Below are 15,656 nucleotides of genomic sequence, written 5' to 3' on the forward strand. Positions count from 1 at the left end.
TAGAAAGACCTGTCTTCCTCATATGCCACGCCGGCTTTAGCTTTTACCCGACACTCAGAAACACCAAGGAGCTCCCATGGCTGCGGAATTCATCAGCGTCAGCTTTCCCAACGAGTCCAATGATCTGAACCCCATCCCTGATGCTCCGGTCGATCCGCTCTTCCTGGAACGTTATGCGCGTGCACTGGACGACTATGGGTTCAACTACACGCTCATTCCCTATTCCTCCTCTTCGTTCGATCCCTTCACGCTGGGCGCCACCGTGCTCGCGCATACGAAGAACATCAAGATCATCGTCGCGCTCCGGCCCAACACCGTTTATCCGACGGTTGCGGCCAAGTCCCTCGCCACGCTCGACCAGTTGAGCGGCGGTCGCGTCGTCGTCCACTTCATCGCAGGCGGAAGCGATGAGGAGCAGGCGCGCGAAGGAGATTTCCTCAACAAGGAAGAGCGTTACGAACGCCAGGAAGAATATATCCGCATTCTCCGCCTTGCCTGGAGTTCAACCGAGCCCTTCGATTTCGACGGCAAATATTACCAGTTCAAGCAGTTTCGCAGCGCCGTGCGTCCCACCAACGGTCTTATCCCGATTTCGCTCGGCGGTTCGTCAGATGCCGCCTATCGTATCGGTGGCTCGCTGTGCGACATTTTCGGGCTCTGGGGCGAGCCGCTGGCTGAAACCAAGCAGCAGATTGACCGCATCTATGCCGAAGCCGCAAAAGCAGGCCGAACCGATCGCCCGCGCATCTGGGTTACCTTCCGGCCAATCGTGGCTGAAACAGACGAACTGGCCTGGGATAAGGCGCACAGGGTTCTCGACCGTCTGAACGAGAACCGTCAGAGGGGCCTTTCGCGCGCGCCGGTCAACGCAACACCCCCCGCCAATATCGGCTCCCAGCGCCTGCTCGATATCGCCAAACGCGGCGATGTCCATGACCGCGCGCTCTGGTATCCGACCGTCACCGCGACCAATGCAAGCGGCGCAACAACCGCTCTGGTCGGATCGCCGCGCACAATCGCCGACTCCATTCTCGACTATATTGATCTCGGCGCCGATCTGATTTCGATCCGTGGATATGACAATTACAATGATGCCGTCGACTACGGACGATACATCCTGCCTCTCGTCCGCGAGGGCATTCGCGAACGTGAAGAGGCAAAGAAGAAGGCAGCCGCCTGATCACGGCAGTCCGGCCAGGCCGTCGGACCTGCCCACCTCTTCCTCCAAGACCGGGATCATCCACGCCCGCAACGGGTGATCCCGCCTCTCGACCTTCCAGAAAGCCGTTATCCGCATGTCTTATGATCCCACCGCACTTGACGCCGCTGTGTACGCCGTTTCCGAAGCCGCACCGGATGCGGATCAGACCGGTCAGTTTCCCTGGACCGGCATTCGCGCCGTTCATCAAGCCGGACTTCTGGAGAGCACCGTGGCCACGCGTTACGGCGGCCCGGGGGGAACCTTGAGCACCGCGGCCCATATTCTGGCGGCCCTTGGACGCGGCGATCCCTCCGTGGCGCTCATCAGCGCAATGACGATCTTCACCCACCTGGGACAGGCGACGAAGGATCATTGGCCCGACGGTCTTTACAGGGACCTTCTTTCCAAAGCCAAAGATCAGCCACTGCTGCTGAATGCCGCCCGTGTGGAGCCGGAACTGGGCTCGCCGGCGCGCGGCGGATTGCCGGCCACGCGTGCGCGCCGGACGGCAAATGGCTGGTCGATCACGGGCCGCAAGCGCTTCGTGACGGGCGCACACGGCCTCACCCACTTTCTCGTCTGGGCGCACACCGACGAGGCTCAGGCGCGGGTCGGCACGTTTGTCGTGCCTAACGGCCTGCCCGGCATCAAGATTATCGAGAACTGGAAGAGCCTCGGAATGCGGGCGACAGGTTCGCATGACGTCGAATATACCGAGGTTGAAATCCCGGCAGAAAATGTGCTGGAACTCGTTGATCCCTCCGTTGCCCAGCAGGATAATCGCAGCCATGCGGCAATGACGCTTGCGCTGACCGCAATCTATCTCGGCGCAGCCGAAGCGGCTCAGGAAGCCTTCATCCGCTTCGCGCATGAACGTGTGCCCGCCAATCTGGGCCATCCCATTGCGCGGACAGAACGTTTTGTCACGCTTTCGGGTGAGATCGACCTTCTGGTCTCCGGCGCCCGGCAGATCATCTTCGGCGCGCTCACAGGCCATATTGGCGATGCCGAACACCTGATAAGGGCCCGGCTCCTCGCCGGCAGGCAGATCCGCGAAGCTGTGCAACTGGCTGTTCGTGGCATCGGCAATCCCGGCCTCAACGCCGATCTCGGCCTGGAGCGGCATTTCCGCGATATCCAGTCAGTTCTCGTCCATGCACCCCAGGAAGATACGTCCGTCGCCATTCTCGGACGTGCCGCCTTTGATCGTTGGAAAACCAGCGAGAATGACCGATCGACACATCCAGCCGCCCTTTCAATCCTGAAGACGGCTTAAGACGCGTTGGCGCAAACCGCCCTTCCCCAAGATCACTCGAAAGAACGTCAATGAGCAACAATCTGATCGTCGGTTTCTCCGGCAACACATCGCGCCCATCCAGCACGAAGCGCTTTGTCGAAAATGTCAGCGAAGCGCTGGCCGGACAACTGGGCCTGCAGCATCAGGTTTTCGACATCGAGGATCTCGGGGCATCATTGAGCTCGGCACGATCCGTGGCGGATCTCGATGGTGATGCGCGGCGGATTGTTCAAACGATCATCGATGCCGAAGCTCTGGTGATCGGCTCACCGACCTACAAGGGCAGCTATACCGGCCTCTTTAAACACGTCATCGATCTTCTCGACCCCGCCGACCTCAGAGGCAAGCCGATCATCCTGACGGCGACAGGCGGCGGAGACCGGCATTCACTTGTGGTGGAGCATCAGCTCAGACCGCTATTTGCATTTTTCGAAGCCTTCGTGGCACCCACCGCAATCTACACCTCCGGCCGGGACTTCATAGAAGGTGAGCTTTCGCCTGCCATAAGCGCGCGGGTAAATCAGGCAATCGCAGAAGCTGCTTTGCTTGTTAAAGCACGGTTTGAAAGAGTAACAATCGCCGCAGAATAATTGGACGATGCGCCCGGGATATCCTCACAGAGACTGACAGCGCTGACAACGTCGGCTGGTTCGATCCACCGACGTCGTCCGGCATGGCATTGCTTTTGATCCCTGTGACGAATGGCGGGTTGAGATAGCGTCCGGCAAAGGATATCAGGTGCCTCAATCTCAGGCGGATATTCCGCAAGCAACAAGGCGCATCCTGACATGATCCCGGACTTCCTCGTCACCCATTCCGGTGGCTTCCACGCCGACGAACTCCTATCCAGCGTCGTACTCACCCGGCTTTTCCCGCAGGCCCGCCTCATCCGCAGCAGGGCGTCCGAATGGATTACGCCCGGCGCGAACCGCATCATCTACGACGTCGGCGGCGCTTATGACCCATCGGAGGGAATATTTGATCACCACCAGCGCGGCGCGCCACTACGGGACGACGGTCAGCCCTATAGCTCGTTCGGCCTGATCTGGAAGCATTTCGGCCGCGACTATCTTGCCGCCTCCGGCGTTCCTGAAGACCATATCGAAGCCATTCACACCTCTTTCGATACCAGCTTCGTGCTGCCGGTCGATCTGGTCGACAATGGTGCGCTCAGCCCCTCCATCGCCGGGCAGCTCGCTGGGCTGACCCTGCCCGTCCTGCTGGAAACTCTGAAACCTGTTTTCGACGAGACCGATCCCGAAGCGGACAATCGCAGTTTCCACGCGGCGCTGGCCGTTGCCCGCAGCTTCGTGGAGGCAAAGATTGCCAACAGCGCTGCAAAATTGCGGGCCGAAGCGCTTGTGAACCGGGCTATCGTGGATGCCGGTGAGGGACATATTCTGGAACTGCCGGTAGGAATGCCGTTTCGACCCGCCATCATGAAGGCAGGCGCCGACCATCTGCTCTTTGTCGTTCACCCGCGCAACAGCGACTGGTGTCTGACCGGTATCCGCCGCGCGGATGAGGGCTTTGAGCTGCGTGCCGACCTGCCAGCAGCTTGGGCCGGCCTGACGGACAAAGATCTCGAAGCGGTTTGTGGCGTCGAAGGCGCGACCTTCTGCCATAACGGCCGGTTTGTGGCTGCGGCCAAAACCCGCGATGCTGCACTGGCCATGGCGGAGCTGGCGGTAAAGGAAGCAATCGCAGCAAAGCAGTGATGTGGAGCCGCCCGTGTGGCCGGTCGCATCTTGTGGCGGCGCGAGCCTCCATTGCTGAAAAAAATCAGCCGGTAACAGTGTCAGTTGCCGGCGTGTCCTGCTGCGGCCATCGCTGTAGTGCTTCACGACCGGCCTGGGTCAAACCATAGACTCCTCGGTCCTGCCGTTCGAACCAGCCGTAAACATTCGAAAGCAGGATCTTCCCGGCATCAGGTACGCTGGATCTGACTTCACGCACCCGCATCGGCCCTGATGCCAGCACCAGGGCACAGCCGAGCGCCTGCTGGCGGTACGCGGTCATGATCGGCGCGCGCGTGCTGCCACCTGCCGTCGGATCGCCGCGTCGCCTCTGGTGTTCGCGCATCAGCCGCGACCGCCGTTTCGGATTGGTTCGCGGCATCGGTGATATGGAACCAACGATCACGCTGACCTCACCGGTATCGGAGATGCCGAGCATGCCGATCCCCAGCCTGCGGCAAAGATCGCGGTAACGTCTGTCGGCCTCGCGGCCTTTGCCCCTGGCTGAAACCCGAGCCGCGATCCAGACCTCGTCCGCAATGGCTGCGCGATCGACAGCCTGCAAGATGAGTTCCAGATTGAAGCTCAGTTTCAGCTCGCAAATCACGACAACAGGCGGATCGTCATCGCTCAAGCCGACGAGGTCGCAACCGCCAACCTCGCCCTTGACGGCGTAGCCCGCCTTTTCGAGAAAGCCCTTGATGGGCAGATAAAGCGACGTTTCCATGTGCCTGCAGGTTCAAGTGAAGTTCCCCCCCCAGATACATCGATCCACCTGCACAGGACAACCTTTATAGCCGCTGGCGCGCTCGGTTACAGATTGTCAGCTACCTGTCGTCAGGCCTGATCCAGGGCGAGGGTCAGGTCGGCGACAAGATCATCGGGATGTTCGATGCCGATTGACAGCCGGATCGTGGAGTCCAGCACACCGATGCGCTGGCGGACATCGGCAGGAACCCCCGAATGCGTCATCGTCGCGGGGTGAGAAGCAAGAGACTCCGTACCGCCGAGGCTTACCGCGAGTTTGAATATGTTGAGCGCATTGAGGAATTTGAAAGAGGCAGCCTGCCCGCCGACGATGTCGAACGAGAAGGTCGATCCCGCGCCGGAGCATTGTGTGGCAAACACCTTGCCAACCGCGGATGCCGGATCGCTGAACGGCAGGTAATGGATTTTTTCGACCTTGGGATGCGCGTTCAGGAATTCCGCCACGACCTTGGCGTTGCTGTTCGCCCGCTCCATCCGGATTTGCAGCGTCTCAAGGGAACGTCCGAGCATCCAGCATGAATGCGGATCGAGCTGCGTTCCGATTGCCCCACGCAATGCCTTCACCTGCTTCATGACATCCTTGCGGCCGAGCGCCGCCCCGGCTATGAGGTCGGAATGCCCGCCAACGTACTTCGTTAGTGAATAGAGCGAGATATCAGCGCCATGCTCGATGGGCCGCTGGAATACGGGCCCAAGAAGCGTATTGTCGCAGGCGATGATCGGCCTGTGCCCCTGCTTTTCGCCGATAACATCGGCAACCCGGCCTATCATCGCGACGTCAACAATGCTGTTTGTCGGATTGGCCGGGGTCTCGATGAGGATGACAGACACCCTGCCTTTCGCCATCGCCTCCTCTGCAGCTGATATCACCGAGGTCTCGCTGACACCGTCGGCGAAACCCACTGCCGAGACGCCGAAATTATGGAAGGTCTTCGCCAGCAGCGTCTCCGTGCCGCCATACAGGGGCTGGGAGTGGAGCACGGTGTCGCCCGGCCGGACGAAGGCGAAAAGCGTCGTCGAAATGGCGGACATGCCCGAGGAGAAGAGCGCGCAGCTCTCCGTCCGTTCGTAAATGGCAAGACGATCCTCGACAATCTCGCTGTTCGGATGGTTGAAACGCGAATAGACGAGGCCTGCGCCCCTGCCCTCCGGCGGCTCCTTGCGCCCGGAGACGTAGTCGAAGAAGTCGCGCCCGTCTTCTGCCGATTTGAAGACGAAGGTCGATGTCAGGAACACGGGAGGCTTTACGGCGCCCTCCGACAATTCCGGATCATACCCATAATTGAGCATCTGCGTTTCAGGATGGAGAGCGTGGTTGCCGATATGGGTTTTGGATGGATGCGGCGCGGTCATTTCCGATGATCCCTCAGCTGGCGTTGAATTACCTGCAGATTACACGCAGTGAAACCAAAATATCTTGCATTCTGAAGCGTCGGACTGTCTCATGAAGCAATATATTGCGGAGAATGGTCATTTATGTCGCAGAAAATTGCAGACCCAATCGACAGCAGGATACTCAAGGAACTGTCTGCCGATGCGCGGATCACGAACAACGAACTTGCCGAGCGGGTCGGACTTTCGGCATCGGCGTGCCTGCGACGGCTTCGACGCCTGGAAGAGATAGGCGCGATCAAAGGATATTCCGCCATCATCGATCCGGCAATCGAGGGGTGGACGATGACTGCCCTTGCCTCCATCCGCCTCAGCCGTCAGCACGATGACGAAATCCGCATGTTCGAGGCGGCCGTTCTTGACTGGGACGAGGTTCTCGAATGTCATCTCGTCACGGGTCCGAGGGATTACATGCTCAAGGTCATGTGCGGTGGGCTGGAGGATTACGAGCGCTTCATCAAGGACAAGATTGCCAAGCTGAAATGCGTCGACACCATCGAGACCAGCTTCGTCATGAACACGATCAAGGCGCGGCGTATCTGAGCTTCAAGGCCGCTGGAGCCGGCGCAAGATATTCACGGGCGTCCGGCCGACGGCATGGCTGTTCCGGCCCACTCTCATCAGCGCTCATCGTTCCTGATTGCTTCAAGCCAGATACTGACGGCGACCGCTCCCGCATCGAGATGTCCGACAGCCCGCTCGCCAAGATAGCTCGCGCGCCCGAGCCTCGGCTTCATGGAGGCCGTCGCCTCGGCGCCGGCAACGCCTGCCGCCACCGCGGATCGCCAGGCTTCCGCGGCCGAAGCTCCACCTGCGAGTTTATCCCGGAACGTTTCTGCCGCCGGATGAAGCGCATCTATCATCGTGCGGTCCCCCGGCTTCGCACCACCGAGTTCAGACACCGCGGCAACGGCGGCAACGAATGCTTCCGCCATCTGCTGGGCCGTCGGCTTTTCGATGCCGGCAAGATGGCGCGAGGCGCGCATCAGGCCCGTGGCGTAAAAGGGGCCAGAGCTTCCGCCGATTGCCTTGCGCATCGCGTTTGCCATCGCCATCAATCCTCCGGAGACATCTGCGAAGCTCTCCATGGGCAGCGCCAGGATCGCTTCGGCGCCCCGCACCATGCTTGTTCCGAGGTCACCGTCGCCCGCAACACTGTCCAGCTGCGTCAATTTGGGCTCCGCGGCGATCAGGGCTCCGGCAACCAATTCTGCGGCGGCACGCAATCGCTCACCGGCTGCCGTTATCGTGTTTTCCGCAGTCACACTCTTCTCGACGCCTGCCGAAGGCAGGACCCGCGTGCGGTTCACCGCACCGCCGCGCGGCCATGCACCGGCATCGGTTTGCGCATCCATGAGGCTCAGCGTTGTATCGTCCACATGCATGACCGACAGGGAAAAGCCCGGCATGTCGAGAGCGGAGAGGAAGGTGCCTGCCCAGGCCCGCTCGACCACGACGCCCTTCGCCTCCAGGCGTGCGACCGCTGATCGCGCCACGATCGCAAGCTCCATCGGCGGCGTTGATCCCAGTCCGTTGACCAGAAGCGTCACCCGGTCTCCGCTCTTCAGCCTGCCATCGGCTTCGATCGTTTCGAGGACCAGCTTCACAAGCTCGTCCGCCGATGCGACAGGCATCCGCCGCACGCCCTGCTCGCCATGGATTCCGAGCCCGACCTCGATTTCAGCTTCGCCAAGGACGAAGCCCGGCCTGCCGACAGCAGGGAGGGTGCAGGAGCCCAGCGATACTCCCATGGAGGACAATTTTTCTGCGGCTTCCCGCGCGATCCGAGCCACCGCCTGAAGGGGAAGTCCCTGCTCCGCGGCCGCGCCCGCGACCTTGTGAACAAGCACTGTACCTGCAATACCCCGGCGGCGATCGGCGGGAACCGTGTCCTTCAGCGCGACATCATCGGCAACGACCACGATCTCGACCGGAATTCCTTCAGCCCTTGCCAGCTCGGCCGCCAATCCGAAATTCAGCCGGTCGCCCGTATAATTCTTGACGATAACCAGAGCGCCGGCGGGGCCGGCTGCAGCCTTGATACCGGCAAGAACCGCATCGGTGCTGGGCGAAGTGAAGACATCGCCTGCCACCGCCACGGTCAGCATGCCCGCACCGACATAGCCGGCATGGGCTGGCTCGTGTCCACTGCCTCCACCCGACAGGACCGCCACCTTCCGCTTTTCCGTTTCCGGAAGACCAGACCGGATCACAACATTCTCATCTGCTAGCAGGACCGTCGCAGGGCTAAGCGCCACCACCCCTTCAAGCATGTCCCGCACAACGGTGGCTAGATCGTTGATGAGCTTCTTCATGCCTTACTCCTCGATGCAGTTCTCAACTGACGGTGGACGCAAACGCGCCCTGCTGATCGTGAACAAGCACGATCTCCCGGCCAATTTCAAGTTCCGGGTATTCGAAACGCAGGTACATTTCCGCCATTGCCTCTCGCGGCGGACGCGCTATCATGATTGTGCTGTGGGGCGGTAAGCTTTGGGAGGAGCGATACGTGAGACGGATGTGGCCAGACGAATTTGCCTTTCTGCTTGATGGTGCGGAAGAGGTTGACCTGCATGTTCCACCGGCGGCAAGCGACGATGGCTCGCCTGGAAAAGCCACCTCCAGAAAAGCCTTGAAAGTCCGGATCAGCCAGGAGGATTTTGAGAAGATCTGGAGCCTGGCAGAGGCTCGCTATCGGCTGAATGGCAGCTTCTCGGGCAAGGCGATCACGCTGATTACCAACAACCCCCACTATCAGAAATGGCATCCCTCCGACGGCGGCAGCGTCGAGAGCGTCTCCGATAGCGGTCAGAAATACACGACGCGCTATGTGATCGTGCACTTTCTCCTGGATGATGTCAGCGAACCTGTCGAAGCCTGAAGTCCTCCGAGTCGGAGGAGCCACCGCCAATGTGTTATTGCGGCGCGGGAGCCTTGTCCGCTTCCGTTCCGGGAACACCGCCCTTGTCCGCGTCGCGGATCGTGACATTCAGTTCACCGGACGCATCGAGCGTCGTGCGGGTCTCGCCCTGCTTGTCCTTCTTCTCGTGGGAAAAGCCGATGGAGCTCAGCCCGCCGCCGCCACTGGTCGGTGTCCTTCAGGTCGGCCACCGTCAGCGTGCCGGTATCGAGGCTGATATCGCCATCGGTCGCCTGAAGCAGCGCGCCGACCAGCGTGGTGTCTTCGCCAACCTTGATATCAATGCCCTGCGCAGCGACAATCCCCGAGCCGGAAGACCATGCCTTGAAGCCGTCTTCCTTTGAACCACGAACACTCCAGTCGGCCGGGTTCACGCCAACCGTCAGGCCGAAGGAAAAACCGTCCCGCCAGCCCTGCGCCTGCGGTGAGAGGATAGTGAGGTCGCGCCCGACATCCAGATCGACCGTCCTGCCGATGATGTTGCCGCCCAGAAGCGCCGTATCGCGGCCCGATGTCAGCGAGACATTGCCGGCGGCAGTGATTGAAGCGTTCGTCAGCGTCTCGTCATAGCCTTTCGACTTGCCGATATCGAAGCCGATCGAGGACATGGAAAGCTGCAAGCCGAAGGAGGATGACTTGTCTTTGGCGTAATCGACAAGTGCGGCCATGAGGATGTCGCGGCCGGCATCGATGGAGACATCGCCGCCGGAGACCATCTTCGTGCCCTGATCCAGAATGACGTCCAGCCCGGCCTTCATGACGATATCGCCGCCAGCCGTCAGTTCGGAAACCTGGCTCTCGCTCCACCGCTGCTCGCTCTTCCAGACGGACAGGTTGATGCCGACAGTCTTCGCTATCGAGCCTGCCGTAATTTGCCCCGTTCCAGGATCTCTGAAAGATTTGAGGGGATCGAGTGCGGAACCAACCACACCGCCCTTGCTGGGTCCGAGGGTAGCGTCCACAGCACCGCCGAAGACGGAAGCACCGGTGGTCGCCAGATTAACGGCAGCCAGCCCAGCCGCAAGTCCATTGTCGGCATTGGCAAGCGTTGCAAGTTTGGCGGTCAGCGGATTGATGCCGGCAAGGCCGGACAGGATCTGGCCACCGGAGCCGCCCTTCAACGCGGCGTCTATGCCGGCGGATCCCGGGAAGCTGAGACCGACGTAAAAGCCCTTCTCTGTAAAATAAAGCGCATCCTGCGCCGCTTCCAGCCGGATTGTGTCATCGGTCTTCATCAGAAGGTCGTTGACGGCGGCGATCTTTACACCTGTACCGGTAATCGGACCCTTGGCGTTGAGCGAGACGTCATTGCCCGAAAGCCGGGTGACAGACGTATCGACATCGTTCCATGTCTGCTTGACCGAACCCCAACCCAGGCCCTTGAAACCCCATTCCTTGTATCTGTTATGGACTTCCTGACTGACGACACCCATATCGATTTTGCCGGTGGCGTCGATCGAGAGCTTGTCGAAGGCGCTGACCAGCGCTCCATTAAGAAGAACATCGCCGGGAGCGGTTCCCTTCGCGCACAGGCTGCCACCGTCGCATACGCCGTAGCCGGCAAGGATCGAGACATCGCCAACCAGCGACTGGGCGCTGGCTTCAGTGCTCGCGATCAGACCCGCGCCACGGCCGCCACGCAGCAGTTCATCCTGTGAGGGCAGGTAAAGCCGCGGAACGAGCACGGATTTGCCGTCGATGATCCGAGTTTCGCGCCAGACCATCGGTTTGTCGAGGGCAGCGCGCTGTGCCTCCGTGAGTGCCACGCCGTACTGCGCGCCAGTCCGCGCGGCGAGCTCGGCGGGGTTGACGCTGTAGAGATTGCGGGCTTTGAAAGCCTCGAGGTCGAGAGGCGGAACCGAGACGTCGTCCAGCACGAAATCCACGGCACTTCTAGGAGCCCCCTATAATTGCTACAATAATATTGGTTTATACGAAAACGCTTTTTCGACAATCTCCTCCGCAGTTAGACGAGGAGTATGATCAATCACATAATCCCAATAGTTTGGGTCCGGCATTATGGCATCTAGGGTATGAGTGATATCCTCTTGCCTATCATCGGATGCATTCCCAGAACGCAATTCATTTATCAAGGTGATTGCTTTAAGCCTTAATTCCGATTCGTTATGTGACGTCATGTTTATTTTCCCTTTACATGATTAAGTGGAGTTCTAATAATAAGATTACTCATATCATATACATTGCCGCCGTATTGCAGTTCAAATTTGTGATCGAGCTCATACTTTATACGTCCACCTTGCTGTTGAGATCTAACGGCATATGGCGCTCGTCCAGCGGCCATTTCCCTGATACTGTCCTCTCCGAACTCTCACCTTAATACAGGGTCTTTTTCTACAGTCTTCCAAAATGCTTCCTTGAATTCATTAAAGTCTTTAAAATCACGCCCCGCGATCTGTTCGGCGATTTGAGCGGGGACTTTACCAGCATTGCCAGCGGTACCCTTGAGCCATGTCTGCCCATCAACGATTTTCGGCAGATCCCCGCCATAGGATGCCACTCCCGGAGCGAGGCGTCGCAAAGACGCTGTTGCAGCGGACGGTGCAGGTAGTAATTTTACAGCATCTTTAACGAGTTCCGCAGCCTCATCACCGCCTGCCTTAAGGACATCCTTGACTGCTTCTGCACTTTTACCGAGAAGCTTTCCTGCCTTGGCGATAGGCAGGAAGCCTACGCCAGCAATCATAACGCCCTTAATGTCATTGCTTTCGGCAGCTTCAACGATCGCAACCGTATCGGCCACCGGCGTGAACTCGTAGGCAATGCCGGCAATGGCCAAGAGGCCATCGAGGGCCGTTGACCGTGGCAACTGCGCCAGGGTCATGCCGGTCTCGAACTGAGCGATGTTGCCGCCCGCAGCCAGCCCCTCTACCGCTGCGATAACAGATTGGGGATTGACGCGCGTTACGTCGTAGGTCCGATACGCCAACGCCTGAAACCCGCTGGGATTGGCCCGATACGCTGCAAGAAGATCGTCCGCCGCATTGGCCGGGTTGTCCGATACGCAATTCAAGAGATCACGGAACGCAGCATCGAGACGGAAAGGTCCACCGTTGACATCATCGGTCGAGGTGCTCGTTAGACCCTTGATGACTTCATTACGAAAATTGGCGACTGCTATCTCGACCGAATTCGGATTCGTCTTCAATGTTTGCAGATAGGCTGCCAATTCCACCTGGCAGACGCCATTCGCAGCGCACGGAACGACGACCGCGCCCCCTTCATAATTGCTCGCCTTACCGAACAGGATTGTCTGGCCCATCGCGATCAGCGTCAGGGTTCCCTCGGGCAGCTTATCCATACTACCGTAGTGCTCGATTGCCGCGTCGGCGGTTTCAAGCTTGCGAACTGTGAGTTCAAAAATCGGGTCGCCTTTGGCAAGCGCTGTCGCTTCTTCCGGCGACGCGCCATTGATGATCATTTTGCGCCAGACATCGACAGCCCGGCCACCTTGAGCCGCGATCTCTCCCGGAACCAACGCATTCTGCGCTCGCTGATAGTTCTGGATCGCCTTGATGTTATCGCCGAACTCGATCAGGTTCTGCACATCGAGTTCCCCAGAGAGTTTGGTATAGCTGTCCTTCGTTGTCTCCTGATACTTCGAGGCATCCTTGTTGATCGAGGCGAGAAGCTGCTCGGCTGCCGCCTTGTCGGCCTCCGTTCCAGCAACGCCATCCTTGTTCGCATCGCGGATGTTGACGTTCAATTCACCGGAGGCATCGAGCGTCGTGCGGGTTTCGCCCTGCTTGTCCTTCTTCTCATAGGAGAAACCGACGGAGTTTAGCCCGCCGCCGCTGAGACCGATCGAACCGCCAACGTTTTTGTATTGGTCGGTGTCCTTCAGGTCGGCCACCGTCAGCGTGCCGGTATCGAGGCTGATATCGCCATCGGTCGCCTGAAGCAGCGCGCCAACCAGCGTGGTGTCTTCGGCAACCTTGATGTCGATGCCCTGTGCCGCGACAATCCCCGAGCCGGAAGACCATGCCTTGAAACCGTCCTCCTTCGAGCCGCGAACGCTCCAGTCGGCGGGGTTCACGCCAACCGTCAGGCCCCGAAGGAGAAGCCGTGCCGCCAGCCCTGAGCCTGCGGCGAGAGGATGGTGAGATCGCGCCCGACATCGAGATCGACCGTCCTGCCGATGATGTTGCCGCCCAGAAGCGCCGTATCGCGGCCCGATGTCAGCGAGACATTGCCGGCGGCAGTGATTGAAGCGTTCGTCAACGTCTCGTCATAGCCTTTCGACTTGCCGATATCGAAGCCGATCGAGGACATGGAAAGCTGCAAGCCGAAGGAGGATGACTTGTCTTTGGCGTAATCGACAAGTGCGACCATAAGGATATCGCGGCCGGCATCGATGGAGACATCACCGCCGGAGACCAGTTCGGAAACACGGGTCTCGCTTCTATGTCGATGACGGCGTGACACTGTTTGCAATTTCTAGGAAGATGCTCGGTCATCTACGAGAAAGTAATGATCTTCATATTTGCATTCGAAAAGTAGGTCACTTTTATATCCGGAAACTCACTCTGCAGAGAACGAGCTATTTCCAATCCTTCCTTATCCAGATTTCTGTTTTCTTCTATATTTTCGAACTGAAAAAAGTGAGCATTTTCGTATCGTTCAAGCCACTTTGAAATTTGCGCAGCAAGTCCGACAGACACGCCAAGATCAAAAGGGTTGAGATACCCGCCATGATCGCCATCGCGAATGCCTGTCCCAGATAACATTCCATCCACAATCAGGTGACTAGTTTTCATTTCCCCGGCCTAAAGAATCGATGATCGATAATACCATCTTTTGTGAGACCAATTTCGAATACGCCTTTCTTCCCGTTCATCGCCTTGCATTTGATACATTGTGTATCCGTTTGGTTTTGGAATTGGACTGGTGGCTAAAATCGCGTCATCATAAGAGGAACGTCGCTTGCGCACTGTTTACCTCCATTCTAAAGCGTAGATCGACCGGAGCGCGGGTGCTGTCATAGGTGTACTGGGCTTTCAGCGTCTCATGGAAAGTATTCGAGCGCAAAAATCCTGAAATCTGGAGGGAACAGCAGCTTTTGCGAAGTCAGACCTTGACCACTCTCAAAGAACTTTAGTCGGTTTTGAAAGCAGACCTGCTTCCTGCCGACGACAGACAGCTACGAGGTGACCAAAACTCACCGAGACCAGTCCTCGAAGCGGTGAATTACCACTGAAGTTGGTCTGCGATCCGATTCGTCCACGCCTCATCGAAAGCGGCGGCCAACCGATCAGCGGTGTTTTTCTCCAAGAGAGACAGCGCTGTTGTGGTCACCGGAGCTATTTCTAAAAGCTCGGGATATCCCAGAGCCGAGAGACGCCGGGCCAAGGATGGATGGGAGGCTTTGTCATCCTCTGGCAAATTCCACGCCTGGAGCGCGTAACCGTTCAGGACCTCCGGATCTGTAAGTCGTCCCACTGCTCCTAAGACCCGCGTCAGCGGTGGTACGGGCGGCGAGATGGCGCCGAGGACCTCGTGGTGGAGTGGTTGGTAAACCTGTTCGTTCAGGAATTCAGTTGCGGCTGCAACCAGCAGCAAGGCACGGGCGGCTTCTTTTGACCGGCCGTGGGATGCCGCCTGTTGATCAGCCTTGATTTCGGCTTGCCACGACAAACGCGAAGTCTCCCGCTGGAAAGAATCGGAGAGAAGGCCAAGCAAGCTATAGAGTAAACGCCCTGAGATTGTGCTTTCCGGCGAGGCATAGCTGAATACGAAGTGAAACGTTTTCTCAAATTCAGCGAGACGCAAGGCGCCGTTGACATCCTTGTTGCGCAAATGGGCATTCTCATGTGCGAAAATGGCGACCATGGCGTCCGTGTCCGTGACAGCCAGAAGCGGGATGCCAACGCTTAGAATGTATCGCTCACCGAGAAGCCCGAACAGAATTCGTTCGACCCTGACGCTCGCGTTGAGTTCATCATCCAAAACAATAGTAGTCCTTTTCGCAGTACTTGGCCCGACGACGGCCTCCCAAGCCGAGCAGAGGCCCGGGGCCTCCGATCGTTTTAGTCCACTGATTTTGCTACGTTGAATGCCGGCGACCAAAGTCCCGGCCAGGAAGGATGCTGTAATCGTAACAAACGGCAGAATAATGAACGCAAGGCCGAGAAACCATCCGGGGTGGTCATCGAGGAGCGAGAGCCAAAGGGCTATGATGATCGCTGCCGGCGGGACAAGCAGGAATACGGCAAATCTACCGAAACGGCGGCCGGCGGCCAAGATGATTCGTGCCACGTCAAATTCTCACAAAGCGGGTTTGATATTGTCGCATACTACCGGCGCGTCTCATCGAGAATGTTGCCG

The 15,656-nt window shown here is 58.6% G+C and carries 14 protein-coding genes and 1 pseudogene; 6 read left to right on the plus strand and 9 right to left on the minus strand.

Annotation, left to right across the window (positions count from 1 at the left end):
- Window positions 1–76 precede the first annotated feature (76 nt).
- From DA915_RS20160 to DA915_RS20175, 4 genes are all read left to right on the plus strand, one after another.
- The gene (locus DA915_RS20160; RefSeq protein ID WP_003504237.1) at window positions 77–1,180 is read left to right on the plus strand and encodes an LLM class flavin-dependent oxidoreductase; all 1,104 of its coding nucleotides are present in this window, start codon (window positions 77–79) and stop codon (window positions 1,178–1,180) included.
- A 115-nt stretch (window positions 1,181–1,295) separates the two neighbouring features.
- A complete protein-coding gene (locus tag DA915_RS20165; protein WP_107677076.1) occupies window positions 1,296–2,477 on the plus strand; it encodes an acyl-CoA dehydrogenase family protein in 1,182 nt (393 codons plus the stop codon).
- A 50-nt stretch (window positions 2,478–2,527) separates the two neighbouring features.
- Window positions 2,528–3,088, plus strand: coding sequence for an NAD(P)H-dependent oxidoreductase (locus DA915_RS20170; RefSeq protein ID WP_107677077.1), 561 nt, complete (start codon window positions 2,528–2,530; stop codon window positions 3,086–3,088).
- Window positions 3,089–3,286: 198 nt separating this feature from the next.
- Window positions 3,287–4,216, plus strand: coding sequence for an MYG1 family protein (locus DA915_RS20175; RefSeq protein ID WP_107677078.1), 930 nt, complete (start codon window positions 3,287–3,289; stop codon window positions 4,214–4,216).
- A 64-nt stretch (window positions 4,217–4,280) separates the two neighbouring features.
- On the opposite strand, the gene DA915_RS20180 is transcribed toward DA915_RS20175, so the two are convergent.
- Both DA915_RS20180 and DA915_RS20185 read right to left on the minus strand, forming a co-directional pair.
- The gene (locus tag DA915_RS20180) at window positions 4,281–4,961 is read right to left on the minus strand and encodes a DUF2161 domain-containing phosphodiesterase (protein WP_107677079.1); all 681 of its coding nucleotides are present in this window, start codon (window positions 4,959–4,961) and stop codon (window positions 4,281–4,283) included.
- Between the two features lie 110 nt (window positions 4,962–5,071).
- Window positions 5,072–6,355: a cystathionine gamma-synthase family protein gene (locus DA915_RS20185; RefSeq protein WP_107677080.1), complete on the minus strand. Its 1,284-nt coding sequence runs from the start codon at window positions 6,353–6,355 to the stop codon at window positions 5,072–5,074.
- A gap of 123 nt (window positions 6,356–6,478) precedes the next feature.
- Between DA915_RS20185 and DA915_RS20190 the strand changes: the two genes are divergently transcribed.
- Window positions 6,479–6,937 (plus strand): Lrp/AsnC family transcriptional regulator, encoded by a 459-nt coding sequence (locus DA915_RS20190; protein WP_003504223.1) that lies wholly within the window; start codon window positions 6,479–6,481, stop codon window positions 6,935–6,937.
- A 77-nt stretch (window positions 6,938–7,014) separates the two neighbouring features.
- Here DA915_RS20190 and DA915_RS20195 read toward each other — a convergent pair whose 3' ends face one another.
- Window positions 7,015–8,709 (minus strand): dihydroxyacetone kinase family protein, encoded by a 1,695-nt coding sequence (locus DA915_RS20195; RefSeq protein WP_107677081.1) that lies wholly within the window; start codon window positions 8,707–8,709, stop codon window positions 7,015–7,017.
- Between the two features lie 203 nt (window positions 8,710–8,912).
- Between DA915_RS20195 and DA915_RS20200 the strand changes: the two genes are divergently transcribed.
- Entirely contained in the window at window positions 8,913–9,275 is a 363-nt protein-coding gene (locus tag DA915_RS20200; RefSeq protein ID WP_060724383.1) for a hypothetical protein, read from the plus strand.
- A 113-nt stretch (window positions 9,276–9,388) separates the two neighbouring features.
- Here DA915_RS20200 and DA915_RS20205 read toward each other — a convergent pair whose 3' ends face one another.
- The 6 genes and pseudogenes from DA915_RS20205 to DA915_RS20220 all read right to left on the minus strand — a co-directional run bounded on the left by DA915_RS20205 (window position 9,389) and on the right by DA915_RS20220 (window position 15,587).
- The gene (locus DA915_RS20205) at window positions 9,389–11,200 is read right to left on the minus strand and encodes a hemagglutinin repeat-containing protein (RefSeq protein WP_244600761.1); all 1,812 of its coding nucleotides are present in this window, start codon (window positions 11,198–11,200) and stop codon (window positions 9,389–9,391) included.
- A 27-nt stretch (window positions 11,201–11,227) separates the two neighbouring features.
- Window positions 11,228–11,452 (minus strand): hypothetical protein, encoded by a 225-nt coding sequence (locus DA915_RS28990; RefSeq protein WP_107677082.1) that lies wholly within the window; start codon window positions 11,450–11,452, stop codon window positions 11,228–11,230.
- 2 nt (window positions 11,453–11,454) lie between these two features.
- Window positions 11,455–12,753: pseudogene (locus DA915_RS29485) on the minus strand (hypothetical protein).
- Between the two features lie 623 nt (window positions 12,754–13,376).
- A complete protein-coding gene (locus tag DA915_RS29310) occupies window positions 13,377–13,757 on the minus strand; it encodes a hemagglutinin repeat-containing protein (protein WP_244600765.1) in 381 nt (126 codons plus the stop codon).
- Window positions 13,758–13,789: 32 nt separating this feature from the next.
- Window positions 13,790–14,089 carry a hypothetical protein gene (locus tag DA915_RS28725; RefSeq protein WP_153064583.1) on the minus strand — a complete coding sequence of 100 codons (300 nt, stop codon included), beginning with the start codon at window positions 14,087–14,089 and terminating at the stop codon, window positions 13,790–13,792.
- 430 nt (window positions 14,090–14,519) lie between these two features.
- Window positions 14,520–15,587 carry a M48 family metalloprotease gene (locus DA915_RS20220; RefSeq protein WP_107677083.1) on the minus strand — a complete coding sequence of 356 codons (1,068 nt, stop codon included), beginning with the start codon at window positions 15,585–15,587 and terminating at the stop codon, window positions 14,520–14,522.
- Window positions 15,588–15,656: the final 69 nt, after the last annotated feature.

Source organism: Agrobacterium sp. LAD9, assembly GCF_003031125.1.
In the GTDB taxonomy this organism is placed as follows: Bacteria; Pseudomonadota; Alphaproteobacteria; order Rhizobiales; family Rhizobiaceae; genus Agrobacterium; species Agrobacterium radiobacter.

Coding starts and splice junctions, on each gene's coding strand:
- DA915_RS20175 (WP_107677078.1), top strand. CDS start 3,287: ATGATCCCGGACTTCCTCGTCACCCATTCCGGTGGCTTCCACGCCGAC.
- DA915_RS28990 (WP_107677082.1), bottom strand. CDS start 11,452: ATGACGTCACATAACGAATCGGAATTAAGGCTTAAAGCAATCACCTTG.
- DA915_RS20185 (WP_107677080.1), bottom strand. CDS start 6,355: ATGACCGCGCCGCATCCATCCAAAACCCATATCGGCAACCACGCTCTC.
- DA915_RS20180 (WP_107677079.1), bottom strand. CDS start 4,961: ATGGAAACGTCGCTTTATCTGCCCATCAAGGGCTTTCTCGAAAAGGCG.
- DA915_RS20165 (WP_107677076.1), top strand. CDS start 1,296: ATGTCTTATGATCCCACCGCACTTGACGCCGCTGTGTACGCCGTTTCC.
- DA915_RS20195 (WP_107677081.1), bottom strand. CDS start 8,709: ATGAAGAAGCTCATCAACGATCTAGCCACCGTTGTGCGGGACATGCTT.
- DA915_RS20160 (WP_003504237.1), top strand. CDS start 77: ATGGCTGCGGAATTCATCAGCGTCAGCTTTCCCAACGAGTCCAATGAT.
- DA915_RS20170 (WP_107677077.1), top strand. CDS start 2,528: ATGAGCAACAATCTGATCGTCGGTTTCTCCGGCAACACATCGCGCCCA.
- DA915_RS20190 (WP_003504223.1), top strand. CDS start 6,479: ATGTCGCAGAAAATTGCAGACCCAATCGACAGCAGGATACTCAAGGAA.
- DA915_RS20200 (WP_060724383.1), top strand. CDS start 8,913: ATGTGGCCAGACGAATTTGCCTTTCTGCTTGATGGTGCGGAAGAGGTT.
- DA915_RS28725 (WP_153064583.1), bottom strand. CDS start 14,089: ATGAAAACTAGTCACCTGATTGTGGATGGAATGTTATCTGGGACAGGC.